The organism is Cohnella sp. GCM10020058, from assembly GCF_042683485.1.
Taxonomy (GTDB): Bacteria; Bacillota; Bacilli; order Paenibacillales; family Paenibacillaceae; genus Cohnella.
Window position 1 is genome coordinate 506,479 of the sequence record NZ_JBHUJV010000002.1, and the last position, 17,094, is coordinate 523,572.

At 61.6% G+C, this 17,094-nt stretch carries 12 protein-coding genes; 4 read left to right on the top strand and 8 right to left on the bottom strand.

The annotated features are described in order from the left end of the window. Positions 1-10: 10 nt before the first annotated feature. Genes ACFSR7_RS05250 through ACFSR7_RS05260 form a run of 3 tightly spaced genes read right to left on the bottom strand, consistent with a single transcriptional unit; the run spans position 11 to position 3,263 of the window. Positions 11-1,846, bottom strand: coding sequence for a glycosyltransferase (locus ACFSR7_RS05250; RefSeq protein WP_378159487.1), 1,836 nt, complete (start codon positions 1,844-1,846; stop codon positions 11-13). Next, positions 1,843-2,526 carry a glycosyltransferase family protein gene (locus ACFSR7_RS05255; RefSeq protein ID WP_378159581.1) on the bottom strand — a complete coding sequence of 228 codons (684 nt, stop codon included), beginning with the start codon at positions 2,524-2,526 and terminating at the stop codon, positions 1,843-1,845. Before ACFSR7_RS05255 ends, ACFSR7_RS05250 begins: the two co-directional genes overlap by 4 nt. A gap of 20 nt (positions 2,527-2,546) precedes the next feature. Further along, a complete protein-coding gene (locus ACFSR7_RS05260) occupies positions 2,547-3,263 on the bottom strand; it encodes a class I SAM-dependent methyltransferase (protein ID WP_378159488.1) in 717 nt (238 codons plus the stop codon). Positions 3,264-3,358: 95 nt separating this feature from the next. Here ACFSR7_RS05260 and ACFSR7_RS05265 point away from each other — a divergent pair, with 95 nt between their 5' ends. Next, positions 3,359-5,125: a glycosyltransferase gene (locus tag ACFSR7_RS05265; protein WP_378159489.1), complete on the top strand. Its 1,767-nt coding sequence runs from the start codon at positions 3,359-3,361 to the stop codon at positions 5,123-5,125. A 374-nt stretch (positions 5,126-5,499) separates the two neighbouring features. On the opposite strand, the gene ACFSR7_RS05270 is transcribed toward ACFSR7_RS05265, so the two are convergent. From ACFSR7_RS05270 to ACFSR7_RS05280, 3 genes are all read right to left on the bottom strand, one after another. Further along, the gene (locus tag ACFSR7_RS05270; protein WP_378159490.1) at positions 5,500-7,167 is read right to left on the bottom strand and encodes an ankyrin repeat domain-containing protein; all 1,668 of its coding nucleotides are present in this window, start codon (positions 7,165-7,167) and stop codon (positions 5,500-5,502) included. A 100-nt stretch (positions 7,168-7,267) separates the two neighbouring features. Further along, entirely contained in the window at positions 7,268-7,870 is a 603-nt protein-coding gene (locus ACFSR7_RS05275; protein ID WP_378159491.1) for a CatB-related O-acetyltransferase, read from the bottom strand. 99 nt (positions 7,871-7,969) lie between these two features. Further along, complete coding sequence (locus ACFSR7_RS05280; protein ID WP_378159492.1) at positions 7,970-10,840, bottom strand: family 78 glycoside hydrolase catalytic domain; 2,871 nt, start codon at positions 10,838-10,840, stop codon at positions 7,970-7,972. 513 nt (positions 10,841-11,353) lie between these two features. On the opposite strand from ACFSR7_RS05280, the gene ACFSR7_RS05285 reads away from it, so the two are divergent. Then, positions 11,354-12,259, top strand: a complete 906-nt coding sequence (locus ACFSR7_RS05285) for a helix-turn-helix domain-containing protein (protein WP_378159493.1) — start codon at positions 11,354-11,356, stop codon at positions 12,257-12,259. Positions 12,260-12,393: 134 nt separating this feature from the next. Here the strand turns inward: ACFSR7_RS05285 and ACFSR7_RS05290 are convergent, their stop codons facing one another. Continuing rightward, complete coding sequence (locus ACFSR7_RS05290) at positions 12,394-15,096, bottom strand: glycoside hydrolase family 2 protein (protein WP_378159494.1); 2,703 nt, start codon at positions 15,094-15,096, stop codon at positions 12,394-12,396. Between the two features lie 146 nt (positions 15,097-15,242). Here ACFSR7_RS05290 and ACFSR7_RS05295 point away from each other — a divergent pair, with 146 nt between their 5' ends. Next, positions 15,243-16,268 carry a LacI family DNA-binding transcriptional regulator gene (locus ACFSR7_RS05295; RefSeq protein ID WP_378159495.1) on the top strand — a complete coding sequence of 342 codons (1,026 nt, stop codon included), beginning with the start codon at positions 15,243-15,245 and terminating at the stop codon, positions 16,266-16,268. Positions 16,269-16,397: 129 nt separating this feature from the next. Continuing rightward, entirely contained in the window at positions 16,398-16,814 is a 417-nt protein-coding gene (locus ACFSR7_RS05300; protein ID WP_378159496.1) for a pyridoxamine 5'-phosphate oxidase family protein, read from the top strand. Here the strand turns inward: ACFSR7_RS05300 and ACFSR7_RS05305 are convergent. Beyond that, positions 16,762-17,094 (bottom strand): hypothetical protein (locus ACFSR7_RS05305; RefSeq protein WP_378159497.1); only part of this gene is annotated, 333 nt, incomplete at its 5' end. The genes ACFSR7_RS05300 and ACFSR7_RS05305 overlap by 53 nt on opposite strands.

The window sequence follows — 17,094 nt, forward strand, 5'->3', positions numbered from 1 at the left end:
GGACGGCGGCTTAAACCAGGGCCAATCGGCCTTCCAGATAGGCCCTGTTCGCAACGACCCGATCGTCGTCAGGCAAAAAAGCGGCTGCGCGCTCGTTCTCCTCATGGGCGAGTGCATACTCGCCGAGCCGGTCGTAGCAGACGCACAGCTGCAAATGCGGCAGCCAAGTCCAGCAGGCATGATGCAGCAGCGCGCTCGTGTCTGCAGGCATCTCAAGCCCGGCCGCCATCCGGTACCACCAGGCGGCCTCTTTGTACTGACTTTCCGACAGGTAAAACAAACCCAGCCTGCAGCAATTCTCCGCGCGCGGAAGCGCATAGGAGAACGATTGCAGCGCCTTCTCCCGCGCGTGCTGGAGACGGCCGAGATGGAAGTAGCATTCCGCCGCGCGTCCGCAGGCGCCGATCCGGTCCTCGATCCACGTGTTCCCCATCGCCAGAAATGTCTCGTAACGCGCAGCCGCACGCACCCAATGCCCATGATCGAACAGCTCGTTGGCGTAGTAGTACGTGTCGCGCGGGCCGAACGCTTCTCCATCCGCTTCCTTGCGCTCGTAAAGCCGCAGATTGCGGTCGGCGTTCGCATGGACTCTGTCGTGCGTGACTCGAACCTCGCTGCGCCAGATCTGGCCGTATACCTCCAGATACTCATGCACGACGCCAATCCAGCGAAAACCCATGCTGCGCCGCACGAGGCGATTTCTTCGCAGGCTGCTGATCACGTTCCCGTGAGGGTCTCGCCCGAGATCGTAATGCATGGAGACGGCATCCGTCCCCATCGGCAGCGCCGAGACGAGCGCTTTAAACGGATTGCGGTCCGCAGGCAGCAATATGTCGTCCGCATCCAGCCACAAAATGTATTCCTGCGTCGCCTGGTCGAATGCATAGTTGCGCGCCTTGGAAAAGTCGTCGACCCACTCGAAATCGAATAGGCGGTCCGTGAACTGCCGGGCGATCTCCTTGGTGCGGTCGGTAGACCCCGTATCGACGATGACAATCTCGTCCACCAGATCGGCTACGCTGGACAAGCAGCGCTCGAGCGTCTCCTCCTCGTTTTTCACGATCATGCACAAGCTGACGGTGACCGCGGATTGCCAGGCATACAGCAGATCCGTCAGGTCCGATCCCCATTTGTCGATACCGGCCTGCCGGTTGAGCGCGAGCTGGCGGCTGGTCCGGTCGGGATCGCCCTCGAACAGCGGGGGCGGCGGCGTATAACGGACGAAGCTGTCCTGCGCGATATAAAGCGTGAAGCCGCCGGAGAGCGCGCGGTAGCAGAGATCGTCGTCCTCGTAGGACTCCAGCGCGAACCGCTCGTCGAAGCCGCCAAGCCCGTCGAAGACGGACTTGCGCGCGGCCAGCGCGAAGCTGAGCAGCCTCGAAGTTCGGCGAACGCCGCCGCGCCGGTCAAGCAGCGCCGCCCTGCTCGCGAGGTCCAGGGCGAGCATCGCGGCGGGATCGACCGCCGCGTGCTGGGCGCCGCTGACGCCGTGACTGAGCGGGCCGGCCATCGCTGCTTTGGGATCCGCCTCCAGGCAGCCGACGAGCGGCTCCAGCCAATCGGGGGATACGGTCGCCGAATCTCGGAGGAATACGATGTATTCCCCCTCCGCCTCCGCCGCCCCCAGGTTGAAGCCCGCGGCCACGCCGGCCCGGTAGCCGGTCTGCAGCTCTCGCGCCGCAGCCTTTTCCCCTGTCTCGGCCGCAAGCGCCGAGATTTCCGGCTGGGCGCCGTCGTTCACGACGATCAACGCGTACGGCAGTCGCGTGTGAGTCACGATCGCTTCCAGGCAAACTTTCGTCAACGAAGCATGCTGGGCCAATAATACGATGCTGACAGGCTTCATCGCGCGCCTCCTTTGACGGCCATGTATTCTCGGACGAACACGGCGCGGTCGGCTTCGTAGGCGCCGATGTCGAACGCGTCCCCGCAGTCGTGCAGACAGATCGGCTCCGCCTGTCTCGCCACGCCGACCTTGTAGCCTGCCCGGATGAACTCGAGCGATTGAGAGCTATCGTAAAAGTGAAAGCCGTGAAACAGATCGTCCCGCCAGCGCAGATCGTATTGCGTCGCCATAAACAGCCCGTCGATCGCCTCGGCGTCCTCGACGCCTTCGTCCGTATCGCAGCCATGCGCGAAGCGCAGGAGCCGGTCGGCCCCTCCCCTGCGCTCCAGTACCTGGCCCGATAGACGGTCCGCATCCCACCAGATGCCATGAGGCGGCAGCGCCGCGCAGCCCGCCACGCCGATCAAGCCGAGCGCCGGATCAGCGCCGAACAAGTCCGACAACCGGTACAGCAGGCGCCTGTCGAGGATCATCGTGTCCTGATGCATATAAATCTTGTACCTGGCCGGATGGCCGATCGCCTGATTGTAGCCGCCGGCCATGCTGCGCGCATTCTTCACGCTCAGCACCTGAAGCGTGAAGCCGTCAGGAATCTCGAGCTCGTCGATATGCCGCCTGCACCTGGCGAACAACGCTTCGTCGTTCACGCAGACGACGAACAGGAAGCTCTGCGTTTCGATCATGCCCGCTATCCCTCCGCTCATGCCGAAGCCGGAATCGGCACGGCCAGGACGACGTATTGATAGGCGGTTGCCTCCCGCTCCAGAAAGCCGCCGATCCTATGCTTGGTGCACAACCCGACGAGATCGGCCAACAGCGGAGCATAGACGTCCATCCGGACCTCCACCCGCTCGACCATCGTTACCGCATAACCGCATTCCACGAACATCCGCACGATTTCGCCGATCGTAAAAAATCGCAAGTGCGTCTTGTCCAGCAGCCCGCGGTCCTCATAGGAGAAGCTCCCTGCGAGCAGCGGTCCGATCACGCTGATATGGGCCAAATTCGGCAGGCTCGCAAGAATCGCGCCACGCGCGTTCAGATAAGGCTTAACTTTTCGCAGCACGGCCCAGGGATCGACAAGATGCTCAAGTACGTCCCCGAACACGATGCAATCGAATTGCCCTTCGTCATACGGCAGGTCGAGCGACGCGATATCGCCGGTCAGCACGTGATCGAGCTTCTCCTGCGCCACGGCCGCCGCCTCCGGATAAGCCTCGATGCCGCTCACCCGAATGCCCTTGTCCTTGACGAGCGCGCCGAGTCCGCCCTCCGAACAGCCGACGTCGAGCACCTCGCGCCATTCGTCTTGCACATGCTTGTACAGATGAGGGTTCGCGCCCCCGTAGTACCCGGCCGGCTTCTCCGCATACATCTTTTCCATCCTTTGCGTACCGTCTTCAGTCGCTCGGCTCATCGCGGTCCCTCGTTCCTTTTCAAAAATAGGTATCTTTCGGCGCCTGCCGTCGTAGACATGGTGAACTAGGTCAAGATCGATGGGAGAGACGGCGCATGCTGACCAGCATCGTCATAGCGACATTCAACAAATTGGCGTTCACGCAGGAATGCATCGACAGCATCCGCCGGCATACCGAGCCCGGCGCCTACGAGCTCATCGTCGTCGACAACCGCTCGACCGACGGCACGCAGGATTGGCTCCGCGAACAGGAAGACGTCCGGCTCGTGCAGAACGACGACAATCTGGGCTTCACCGCCGCCTGCAACCAGGGCGTCGCAATCGCGCGCGGGACGGAGATTCTGCTGCTGAACAACGACACCGTCGTGACGCCCCGCTGGCTGTCGAACATGCTGGCTTGCCTGTACAGTGCAGACGATGTCGGGGCCGTCGGCACGGTCACGAATTACTGCTCCAACTATCAATCCATCCCGGTCGACTATGCCGATATGGACGGGATGCAGGCGTTTGCCGCCGATTACAACCGGTCCGACCCGACCCGCTGGGAAGAACGCCTCAGGCTGATCGGGTACAACATGCTGATCCGCAGGGAAGCGCTTGACCGGGTCGGTCCGCTCGACGAGCGCTTCTCTCCCGGCAACTTCGAAGACGACGATCTTTCCCTGCGGCTCCGTCAGGCCGGCTACCGGCTGCTGCTGTGCAAGGACACCTTCATCCACCATCACGGCAGCGTGTCGTTCGGGGAAGCCCGCGAACGCTTTGCGGCGCTGCTGCGGACGAACGCCGCCAAGTTCGAGGACAAGTGGGACTTCGCCCCCGGCGATGCCACGTATATCCGATTTGACGTCGCCGAGCGAATCTGGCTGCCCCAGGATGCGCCGCTGAACGTGCTCGAGATCGGCGCCGGCGCCGGCGGCACGCTGATGCACATACGAGGCAGCTATCCCGGCGCCAGACTGTTCGGCGTCGAGGAGCGGGCCGGCGCAGCCGCTTCGGCCGGCCTGTTCGCGGCCATGCTTCAGGGAGAAGCGACGGAAGCCTATCCCCTGCTCCCGGACGGCTACTTCGACGTCGTGTTCCTGAACCGCCGGCTTGACGCGTTCCCGGATCAGGCGGAGGCGCTGCGGCGGACGCTGGCGCTGCTGAAGCCGGGCGGCGTGCTGCTGGCGGTCGTGCCGAATCTGCTGCAGCCGTCCTTTCTGTATGCGCTGCTGGACGGGACCGTCCCGCGGGAGCGGCTTGCGGCCGCAACGCTGCCGGAGCTGTACGCGTGGCTCGGCCGGGCCGGCTTCGAGGACGTCTGGATCACGGGCATTTACAATGATATGAGCGACACCGACCGGCATATTCTTCTTGCGGCGAATTCCTTGCGCGGGCGGCCTGCGCCCCTGCACTTCGACATGAGCGAGTACGTCGTGCGCGCGGTGCGGCCGGCGAGGTGCAAGGGGGCAGGGGACGATGAGGGGAACAAGAACGATGCCGGGAGCGAGAGCGATGCCGGGAACGAGAGCGATGCCGGGAGCGTGGGCGATGCGGGGAACGAGAGCGATGCCGGGAGCATGGGCGATGCGGGGAACGAAGAGCTCGAGCACGATAGCGAGAGAGGTCATGTCGGGGGAAATAAGAGCGAGCTTGTCGGGACCGGGGCCGGCGGGGGGAACGGCAGCGATCGCAAAAACAGGGCGCGGACCGCGCTCTTCGACCGAATGGGCGCCGGCGTCATGCCGGTGTCGGAGCTGGTGGCGCGGCTTCGGGATATACGAGTTGCTGGAGCCCCGGGCTGCAGCAACGAATTTAACGCTTGCAGCAAGCGCGGCACGCCTATGTGCACGTGCGGCGGTGTCGCTTCACGCTCGCGGTGACCTTGGATCTGCAAACGTCCCGCGTACCGTCGCCTGCGTCGTTCTTTCGCCGCAAAGCCTGCAAATATACATCTATTTCCGCCAATATCGGCCCATTTCAACAGGATAACTGCAAAAGCGCAGTTATTTTCCTCCATCAGTCCCATTTCCGACGCGTACTGTGAATTTACCTGCACATTTGCAGGCATTTCATCAGGTCCCGTTGGTCGGCAGAAAATACATGTATAAATGCAGGCTTTCAGCCTGCAAGCCACCGAAAAGCTTCGGCATGCCGAAAACGCGCTTACCCCCCGACGAATCGCCGTGTTAAAAAAGGCTCTCCCCGCGGTACATTTGCGTACCGCAGGAAGAGCCACATTATTGCGCGTTTCCATTTAAGCAGCCTCCATGCCCTTAGGCACATTCGCCGGAGGCGTCCGCTGGCTCGCGTCATAACGGATCGTATAGTTCGTACGAATCTGCCCGTCAACCGCCAAGGACAGCTTCATATCCACTTGACTTCGTCCGTCGATCGGCAAGTAGATCCAGTACTCGGCATTCGTACCCGTCAGAGGGGCGATTACGGCCGTACCGTCTTGCTGTTGAGGCACGACTTCCAATGCCGGAAGTGTCGACAAAGGTTTGATGTTAGAATTCTTCGCTTCCTCCAGCCTGCGCTTCCTGTCCGCTTCGGCTGCGGCTACCTTTTCACGATAAATTTGCATCTTTGCGTTGCATTCTGCCAGCGTACGGTCGTCCACGGGAACGCACGTCTCCCGCGGAATGCTAGTCATCGGAATAAATAGGGTCTGCTCCTTCTCGGTTGCGCGATAGATCTTATCCGCCCGGAAAGGGAGAACGACCGTCAGCTTGTCCGCTGCCGCGCTCTCGACCGTAATCCGGGCGACGAGCTGCCGTTCCAGCACGATTGCGCTTTTGACCTTCACGTCCATGCCTGCGCCGAACGGAAGACTCAGCGTACCCGAGCTGCCTCCACTCATTGAAAAGGTCGTGTTCGTAGCTTGCACGAAGGAAGCCGTATACGAGGCATACTCCGGCCTTCCGTTCAGATAATCGAATACATCCCGGGTCCCCGGCATCACCGGCGCGAACAGGTTGGCACCCGACTGCGCCAGAAGCAACGCGATTCCCGGCCGATCCGCTAACAAGGCTTCCTGAATGGGCGTCCTCCCCTGGAGATTCAGGATGTTCTGATCCGGCGACGTCGCAAGCAGCGCCCGCACGACATCCTCGCTGCCCGTACCGATTGCGACGAACAACGGATATGCTTGATTGGGAGCCGCCATATTGCGGTCGGCACCCTGTGCGATCAAGTAAGCAATCATGTCCGTCGACCGGTTGCGAATCGCAATCAGCAGCGGCGTGTCGCCTCCTGCATAGATTTCGTTCAACCGGGCGCGTCCCTGCCGCTGAATTAGATAGCCGACCATGCTCTTGTCGTCGGCGGCAACGGCTGCTTGCATCGGCTTGACGGCAAACGCCGCCGAATCCAGACTCATGCCGCTGCGCACGATCGCAGCGGCCTTGGTCCGGTCATGTGCTGCGATCGCCTGCAGAAAGCGCGCTTCCGGCTGCGCCGTCTTAAGCTCGTAACGGCCGGCGGAACCCGTCAGATCCGCACCCAGCACATCCGCAACCGTGCGAAGCGAAAGATAAATCCGACCATCCTTTTTCCAGATCGCAGACTTAAACGCTGTATACTGTCCGTTGATCTTGCCAACTAAAGTCGAAGCGTCGAAGCGCCAGTCCAATGCCTTCGACTTGGCCACGATCTGGTTTCGATTCACGGTGACCGCAAAGCCGAGCGACTTGAGCAATGGCTGCAGCTCCGCATACGCGATTCCCGACACGACAACCGGCGGCACGGCAGTCTTGAGCGGCTGTCCGTTTACATATACGGCTACGGCCTTCGCCGACGATACGGCCGCTGTCGCGGATAGGACAGATGCGGCGATTGTAGTATTCAAGCTCGCGGCTGGCAGCAGCATGCCGGCCATGAGCAGGATTGCGATAACTTTTTTGCCTGTATGGCGAATTCCCATCTTGCGGTTCCATCCTTCTGCCGAGGCTTCAAATCGCCTCAGTATATCACAGGAAAGACCCAATCGTGGCGCTTTTTGTCAGAATTCAATGCAATTCAATTTAATTCAACTCGTCGGTATCCGCCGCATACTTGAGCAGAGCCGCCGCATCCCCGTTCAGCAAGAGCGGGACAGCCGGCTCCAGCCGCGCCAGGTCCCAGTCCCACCAGCGGATCGCGAGCAGTCCCGCGATCTCGTCCGGCGCGAAGCGGTGCTTGACGGTTCGCGCCGGATTGCCTGCCGCGATGCCATAGGGCGGGACGTCGCGCGCGACGACCGCCCTTGCGCCGATGACCGCGCCGTCGCCGATCTGGACGCCGGACAAAATCGCCGCGCCGTCCGCGATCCAGACGTCGTTGCCGATGACAACGTCTCCTTTGGTCGCCGGATGGCCGGGAATCGCTGCGATAGCGGGCGCCAACGCCGTAAAAGGGTACGTCGTCAGCCAATCGATCCGATGCTCGCCGCCGAGAAATATCGTTACGTTTTCCGCAATGGAACAGAACTTGCCGATGCTGAGCCGCCCGTCGTTCGTATACATATTGATCTTCGGATTGCCATAAGTGAACGCGCCCAGGCGAATGCCCCTGCCCGGGTCTTCGCGCGCCGGATATTGCAGCTTCAGCAGCTCCAGCACGGCGCCCGGCCCTTCGTACACTGTCATCGCTCGACCTCCGCGGTCTGTCCTCGATAATCAATGTATGCGGCCCGGCCGGGCGGGCATGACTCGGCGATACGCCGTTTTCCCAAGCCGATGTGCTTCTTAGCTCAAATACGAAATCTGCGTGACGTCGCCTTCCATGCCCTCGGGCAGCGTGACGTTCACTTCAACATCCTCCGGCGCCTCGATCCGCAGCTTCAGCTTGCCTGCGGACACGACCTCCCAGCTGACGGCGATATGCCCGCCCTGCGGCAGCGGCACGACGCCTTCCGCCCAGGTCAGATCGCACGGCTGTGGCGCGATTTCGACGGAACGCCACCCTTCCGAGCCCCGCTTGACGCCGAGAATGCTCGAGCCCAGGAAATAGCCCGGCGCCGCCGACCATGCATGACAATGGCTGCGGGTCAGCATGTCCGGATTGCTCCGATTTTCCGCAAAATTCGGGTACATCTCCCAGCAGGTCGTGGCGTCATACCGCAGCATCTGACCATAATTGTGCCGGATGTCGTCCAGCAGCAGCTTTTGACGGCCGGCCTTCTCGAGCGCCTCGTAATAGAAGAACGACATGAACGGGCTGCCGATCTGCACGAACGCAGGCGGCGGCGACACGAGATAGCCTTCGATGACGGCACGACGGTCGTCCTGCGCGATCCCGCAGAGATAGGCGACGACCTGCGTCTGCATGCTGTAAATGTCGGAGCGGCGTCCGTCCGCATGGATGCAGTCGATATAGGCGCGCTTTTCCTCGTCCCACAATACCGCATTGATCGCCGCAGCCAGACGATCGGCGCGCTCCGCAAACGCGTCGGCTTCATCCGTAGCGCCGGCCGCGGCGGCAAGCGCCCGCGAATCCCGGAGCGCCTTGACGAGGAACAGGTTCTGGTGCGTAACGATACCTTCGTTCGGTTGATCGATCGGCGCCCAGTCCAGCAGGTTCCAGCCCGCCATGTTCAGCAGGCCGCTATCGTCGATATGCTGCAAATAGCTCGTCAGCGTAAGCTTGACCGCAGGCCAGATGCGGGCGGCAAATTCGTCGTTCCCCGTGTGCGCGGCGTATTCCTGGCAGGCAAGAATCCAGAAAAAGGTCCAGTTCGGGATGACGCTGCTCCAGGCGCTCGGCACTTGATCGAGATAAAGCGGCGTCTCATCCGCCGACCCCGGCACGAGATTGAGGCAGCGTTCCACGATCTCGGTCGCTCCGAAAACGTAATAGTTCACCAACGCCTCGTTGCGGCTGTCCCCCACCCAGAATACCTGCTCGTAAGCCGGGCAGTCGATAAACGTATCTTCCATGCAAAGCCGGGTCGTGTGCCTGCTGATCTCCCACGCCTCGTTCAGCAGCGAATCCGAGCTGCGGAAACGTCCTTGATCCGCTACCGGGTACGTGCTCTGGCGGATATAGATTTCGTGCAGCTTCACCGGCGCGCTATTTCCCCTGACGGTCAAGAAAAGATAGCGGAATCCGCGTCTGACGGGAGAAACGTAAGACTGCTTGCCTTCGCGGCAGACGTAACGGAACGTATTGTCGAGACCGTACGTGTGCTGGGTGTAACCCTCGCGCATATACTCCACGCCATAGGCGTCGATGATCGTGCCGGCCGGCGCTTCGAGCTCGAAGCCGATAAACCCGGAGCGCTCAACGCCCAGATCGATGACGAGCTCGCAGTCCCCGTCCTCGTATACAGGCAGGATGCCCGGCTCCGGAACCGGCAGAATCGCATTCAGAACAGTCTTAGGTACCGCCCTGCGCTCTGCAAGCGTCCGCCAGACGTTCGAGCCAAATACATCTTCTTCCGTATACAGCGAAGGATCGAACGGCTTGATCCAGGGAGCGAACGCCTCAAGCGCAGCGGCCGTTGGAGTGGCTTCCGGCAGCGCCTTATAGTCCGGATGGTCCGTCTGCATCCGTCTGCCGGGACGGTGATCGATATACTCGGACTGGTCGAACGTACCGATCGTCGCGAGCGGCACGCCATTGTCGGCGACCGGCGAGCGCAGCGTGAACGCCGTTTCGCTGTCTATTGCGAAATGATAGCTGCCGCCGTGGTCCGAGCCCGTGATATCGACGACCACCAGATGCTCGCCCGCAGCCAGGTTCAATTGGTAATATCGCTCAGGCTGAACGCCTGTCCATTCGTTCTGCAGGATGCCGTCGATCCATACGCCGTTGCCCCGTACGCCTACGGGAAATCCGAGCGTGACGGCGCCGTTTGCCTCGAGCGTGAGGACCGTCGCCATGTAACCGCAATAGGAGACCGGGTTGGCATGATTAACGCTCTCAGGCACCATTTGATTGCGCAGGTCAAGCGCTGCCGCGTACTTGGGCGCCTTTACCCGGCTAAGCGATTGGATCGAGACCGGATACAGCTTTTCTTCCGTCAAAAAGGGAATGTCGCGCGGGACAAGCGAAGTCCATGGCGCCATGCCTGCGGAACCGATCAATAGCGCTTGAGGCCAGCTGCCGTCGTCGAACGTCGGCTTGATCCAGTCTTCCGCCAGTTCGCGCGCATCGATGACTTCTCCAAAAGCCTGCTGGCAGGCCATCCGCGGGGAGTTGGACCGCTGCCCGCCCAGACGCTCCGTCCGCCAGCCGGTATCCGTCGCCGCGAGCGTGCGGCCGCCGGCTTCAACCTCGGCGATCAGCCCGCCGCGTCCGCGCAAGTAATAAAAATTGGACACGCCGAAATGCAGCACCAGCACCGCGATCGTATTGCGCACGTCGGGGCGCAAGTAGCCGCCGATGTCGTACGAGTCGAAAAACTGCTCCTTCGGCCAGGAGCGCACGGGTCCGCGCCCGACCTGCTCGCCGTTTACGAACAGCACGTAACGCGAATCCGCCGTAATATGGAGCGTGACCGGCCCCTCGACCGACGCTGGCGCGTCGAAGCTCCCCCGGAAGCACCGCCACTCGTTGCGCGGACTCTCCTCTTCCCCTCCCCAAATCCACGAAGCGTTCCAATTCCTGCCTGCCATCGCGTTGCCTCCATTCCCGGCCTGCGGCCGAATGTCTTCATATCCTTCATTGTAGCTGCGCGTCCGCTCAAGAAAAGGGTTGATACTGCCATCAAGTGGGTGTATTCTGCCATCATGGACGAGGAGGCTCGCGTACAGTCGGAGGTGAGGGCGGGGCGCCGGTGAGCGCGAGTGGGCGCTGGTGGGCCATCGCCTTCTCTACAGAAGGCGATTGGGCTGGCCGAGGCGCCGGTGGGGCCATCGCCTTCTCTACAGAAGGCGATTGGGCTGGCGCGGGCGCTGGTGGGGCCATCGCCTTCTCTACAGAAGGCGATTGGGCTGGCCGAGGCGCCGGTGGGGCCATCGCCTTCTCTACAGAAGGCGATTGGGCTGGCGCGGGCGCTGGTGAGGCCATCGCCTTCTCTACAGAAGGCGATTGGGCTGGCGCGGGCGCTGGTGAGGCCATCGCCTTCTATGCGGTAGGCGATTGGGCTTGCGGCCCCACGCGATTACTTTGAAGGGAGCGGCACTACTGTGATTAAGAACAGAATTGAAGTTACGCCGTCGCATTTGTTTTTTGATGGGGAGCTGCCGTTTTACATCAATCGCGTATCCGAGTCGTACGAGCTGGGCTATCACGCGCACGAATTTACGGAGATTAGTTACGTCGGCGAGGGTGAAGGACATCAATATATCGGCGAAGAACGGCTGCGCGTCCGCCGGGGCGACTTGTTCACGCTGCCGCTTGGCGCCTCGCATGTCTTTCGCCCGAGCTCGACGAACGCCGGCAAGCCGCTTGTCGTGTACAACTTCATCTTCGAAGCCGAACGCATGGCCGAAGCGCTGCGCGGTTTCCCCGGACTCGACCGGTTGGGCCGCGCGCTGTCTTGCCTGGACCTCGCTTCGGGAGATGGCGGCTGGCGGAAAATGCAGGATCGGACCGGCACCTTCGAAACTTTTTTCTCAGCCGCTTATTCGGAATTCGCCGGACGCCGGACAGGATATCAGACCCGTATCTTCGCGTTGTTCGTCGTGCTGCTCACTGAAATTGAGCGGAGGCTTGAGGACGAGCAGGACGACACGCGCGCGGGGCATGCAAGCGGCATGGAGGATGCCCTCGCCTTTATCCGCGCTTCCCTCGCCGCGCCGATCACGGCGGCGCAAGCGGCCGAAGCGGCCGGCATGAGCGAGCGGCATTTCTATAGGCTGTTCGCCAAAGCGACAGGACTTACCTTCAGCCAATATGTCCAGCGGCTGCGGATCGAGCGGAGCTGCGAGCTGCTGCGCCATACGCGTCTCTCCGTCCAGGAGATCGCAGAGTCGGTGGGCTATCAGGACCGGGGCTACTTCCTGGATCTGTTCAAAAAAATAACGGGGCTTGCGCCCCGTGCGTACCGTTCTTCGTATGAAAAGCTGCGAGACGAGGGGGAGCGCGGGTAAGTTTGCGATGAGATACGGGGCGACTGTGCGGAATTTCCGCGCAACTCGAACCGGCGAGGCGAGCATCGCCCGAGTTATACGGTTTTTCCGCACAAAGCGAGTCAGCCCGCCCTCATGCCTCGCCCCAGTTACATTTAGAAGCTCCTGAAAACCAGCTCCGGCAGCGCATCCGCCGCCGCACCTACATCCCCTGCCAGGAATCCGCCCGCGCGCTTGCGCCAGCAGGTGACGGTCACCTCGCAGCTCTCGCCGGGCAGCAGGGTAAAGTACAAGTCGTCGGCCGCCATCCACCAGCCGTTCGTCGTCTCCTCCACATGCACGTGCAGCGCCGCATGGTCGCCTTCGTTCGCCAGCTTGAAGCGCCGCTTAACGGCTTCGAGTCGCCCTGACGTGTCGTTCGCCTTCTCGGTGCTCGTCTCGCCGACAGCCGCCGCTTCGTCAGCCGCCCAATCCCCGAGCGCGGTCTCTTTCAGTCGCACCTCGTCGCCAACAACCAGCGCAGGCGCATACACTTCCCGCTCCAGCGTCGAAAAGAAATAATCGTTCGCATGCAGTACCTCGCCCGCCGGATCGAGCAGTTCGAGCCGCAGCAGGAACAGCGTCCCGAAGGCTTCCGTCACGAGCGCGTGCAGGTCGCCCGCGTGCGCCGTATGCTCGCCGTCGACGCTTACGGCATCCGACTGCTCGTGCAGCAGTCCGCCGTCCATGCCGAGCAGCCGGCTGCGAACCGTCAGTCCTTCCGTCGCCGCATGGGCGCCCGCGAACAGCTTCGCCTCGAACGTCTCCCCGGTCCGGAAGTTCAGCCGCTTGTATTCCGCCGACGCAAAATAAGGGCTGAACGCCCGGCGCGTCCAGTAATACGCCATTTTGCTCTCGCCGTAGTAATCGACCAGGCTTGTGCTCGAAGCGTTCGGGTACGGCTCGTTCAACTGCCAGATGACGCTGCCGCTGTTTTTGAACTGACGCCGCCGATTCGCCTCCAGCACGAAGCGCAGCCCTTCCGCCTGAATCCACTGGCTCGCGCGGCTGAAAAGACCGATCTCGGATCCGACCTCCGGGCCGAACAGCTCGATGTCCCGGTCGTACGTGTCCCACCATTCGCCATGATGGCGCCAGACGAGGCTGTCGTTCATCGAGACGGGACGAAGCTCGGAAGCCGGCAGGAACTTTTTCAAGCTCTTGACCGCGCTCACGCCGTCGACGCCGAATTCGCTGTGGAACAGATTGTCCACGTCCGCGTACAGCTCGTAGTGACCCGGGTTGCCCTGATACTTCCAATGGCCGTGCACGTCGTGGCTGACGCCTTTCTCGGGCGTGATATACTGCACCGGTCCCGACGCCGATGTCGGGAGGAACAGCCGCCGCGGATCGTGCGCCTCCACAAGCTTTTTAAGCATCGCCAGATTTGCGTCCTCGTAGGTCGAAGGCACGTTCGGCGCGCTCATCAGCTCGTTGCCGCCGCTCCAGACGGTCAGCGACACGTGATTGCGCTTCGCCTTCAAGGCGCTCACGGCCGTCAGCGCGATCAGCTCGAGGAATTCCGGACGCTTCGACGGAATGTTGTCGATGCCCGAGCTCGACTGGACGAATTCCTGCCATACGAGGAGGCCGTGACGATCGCACAGCTCGTAAAAATATTCCTTCTCTATAACGCCGCCGCCCCACACGCGCACCATGTTAACGCCCGCGCGTTTCATCAGCAGCACGTAGTATTCGTACTGCTCCGGCGTCACGTTGCCGTACAGATGATCGAGCGGCGTCATGTTGACGCCTCTGACGTAAATGCGCTTGCCGTTCACGACAAACGTATAAGGCAGCGCCTCCGCCGGGCTCTCCTCGTTTTGCGCATAAGAAAGCGAACGAATGCCCGTTTTGAGCTCGCGCGTATCCATGACGTCGCCGCCAGCCAACAGCGTCAGCCGCATGCCGTACAACGGCTGCTCGCCGTAACCGTTCGGCTGCCACAGGCGCGCCTGAGCGATCGGGATGCGCAGTTCCCCAGTCTTGCCTTCCGTGCCGATCGGGGACTCGCTATGCGCGACAATAACGCCATCGGGATCGGTCACGTCGATCCGCAGCGTCAGCGCGTGCGCGCCGCCCTCATTTGCGCCTCCGGCATCCCCTTCCGCACCGCGTTCCCTGTCCCCGGCAGCAGCATCCCGGATCTTGAAGCAACGGACTGCAGCCGAGACAAAAATCTCACCCGTACCGGCATTCGGGACGGCTTCCGTCGTCACCGAGACGTCATCGAGCGTCCAAGCCTCATGCACGCGCAGCAGCACGTCGTCCCAGATGCCGATATTCACAAGCCGCGTGGAAAAGTCCCATTTATAGTTGAACCTGCTTTTTTGCGTATGCGTCCGCGAGGTCAGGCCGATCTGCGACATCTCGTCCGGCGCGTGCTTGAACATGACGGTCACTTCCATCCGCTCCTGCGCGCGCGCCGCCTCGGTCACGTCGAATACGGCCTCGTGGTACATGCCTTCGTGCTCGCCGAGCAGCTTGCCGTCCACGAACACCTGCACCTCGTAATCGAGCCCCTTGAATACGAGCTCCGTCCGGCCGCTCCCCGGCTTCGGGCAAGCGACGGAGGCCCGGTACACCCACCACCGGTTTTCCACCCACTCGCACTTCCAGCTGTTCAAGCCGTACCACGGATCCTCGATCAACCCCGCGCGCAGCAGATCCGCATGCACGCCGCCCGGCACCATCGCAGGCATCCAGTCGGTCACGCCCAACAGCTCTTGGCCGATCTCCATACTGCTCACCTTCAGCGGCACCCACGGCCAATAGCCTTTAACTTCCCACGACTCGCCGTTCAGCAGCCATTCCTTCATCTTTCGTTCCGCCCCGTTTCTCGCCCGAATGTCTTCCTTCGCACACATCATAGAGGATTGCCTTGCGCGCATCAATTGACAAACCGCTTGACAAACTTCAAAGTGTAAAGCAGCAGCAATCCATCCAGATTCGAGGTCGAGCCACCATGCGGGATAAAGTATCCATGCAGCAAATCGCGGATGCGATCGGCATCTCCAAAAACGCCGTATCGCTTGCCCTCAGCGGCAAACCCGGCGTGAGCGAACCGCTGCGCGACCGCGTATTCGAGACGGCGAACCGGCTCGGCTACCGGGCGCGGACGGACAAGGAGGGCCGGCGGACCCGCAATCTGCTCGTCCTCATTCCGAAGTATATCCGGCATGACCAAGGCTTTTACAGGGAAATCTATTGGGCAATCGACAGGCGGGCGAAGGAAACCGGGAGCACGGCAGTACTGTGCGAGATAACGGAGCAAATGGAGGAAGCGTTGCTGCTGCCGGAAGAATGGCACCTTGCCGTGCACGAGGGCTTGCTGCTCGTCGGGGTCTTCCGCGAAGCTTACGTTCGCCATCTGCTGGATCTCGGCGCGCCGCTCGTCATCGTCGATCACGACTATGACACGCTGAAGCTCGACGCCGTCGTGACCGCCAATACGACCGAAGCCTACCGCATCGTGTCGTACCTGATCGGCCTCGGCCACCGGGAGATCGGTTTTATCGGCGCGATCGGCATGACCCGCAGCTTTATGGAGCGCTGGCTCGGTTACTGTCAGGCGATGAGCGAGGCCGGACTCTCCATACCCGAGGAATATTGCCTGACCGGCGAGGCGCCGCTCGCAACGCTCCATTCGCAGCCCTCCGAGGTGCAGGCTTGGCTGGACGGGCTGAACGGGTACCCGACGGCGTGGTTTTGCGCCAACGACCGCATCGCCGTCAACCTGATCGAGATGCTGACCGCCATGGGCGTACAGATCCCCGGCTCGCTATCCGTTGCGGCCTTCGACGATATCGAAGAAGCCGCCCGCACGAAGCCCCCGCTCACGACGGTCCAGGTACAGCGCGAGCAGCTCGGCTATGAGGCCGTCGACTTTTTAATCCGCAAGATTGACTATGGCGGCAATCCGACGAAGCTTTCTATTTACGGCGCGTTTATCGAGCGCGCGTCCTGCGCCCCGCCATCGGAAGAACGCTGAGAAGCTGCTGATCCCTTCGGCAGCACCATCGCCGATAACATCGCTGTTCAATAGGGCCGGCGGCTGATGGTTGGCGATTCCAAGATCCGGGTACGATAAACGAGACCAAACAGATGGGAGCTGATCTGCATGAGCGATCTGGAGAAGAAGCTGACAGAAGCAATCGGAAAATATAAATTCGGAGCGTTCGCGACCGTCCACGACGGCCAACCTTCGCTGCGTTATATGAGGGTGTTCAACGACGGGCTGACGATCCTGCTCGCGACGCACCGCGATACGCACAAAGTCGACGAGCTTGAAGCCAACCCGAAGGCATCCTTGCTGCTTGGTCTCGAAGGCCGTCTGTGGCCGGGCGAGATCGTCGAAGTGCAAGGCGAGGTGGCGATCTCGACGGACGAGGAGCTGAAGTCCGAAGTGTGGAAAGGCTACTTCGAAAAGTGGCTCGACGGCCCGCACGATCCGGACTATGTCATCCTGAAGCTTGCGCCGACGCTCATTTTGTACACGGAGAAAGACGGAGAGCAGCAGACCTGGCGCCCGTCCTGATCCGATAGCGGCGCATCGCATTCACTACAGAAGGCGATGGCGCTTCTGCGGCCAGCTTGCGGCGCATCGCCTTCACTACAGAAGGCGATGGCACTCTCGCGGCCAGTTTGCGGCGCATCGCTTTCACTACAAGAGGCGATGGTGCTCCCGCGGCCAGCTTGCGGCGCATCGCCTTCACTACAGAAGGCGATAACGCTTCTGCGGCCAGCTTGCGGCGCATCGCCTTCACTACAGAAGGCGATAACGCTCTCGCGGCCAGCTTGCGGCGCATCGCCTTCAC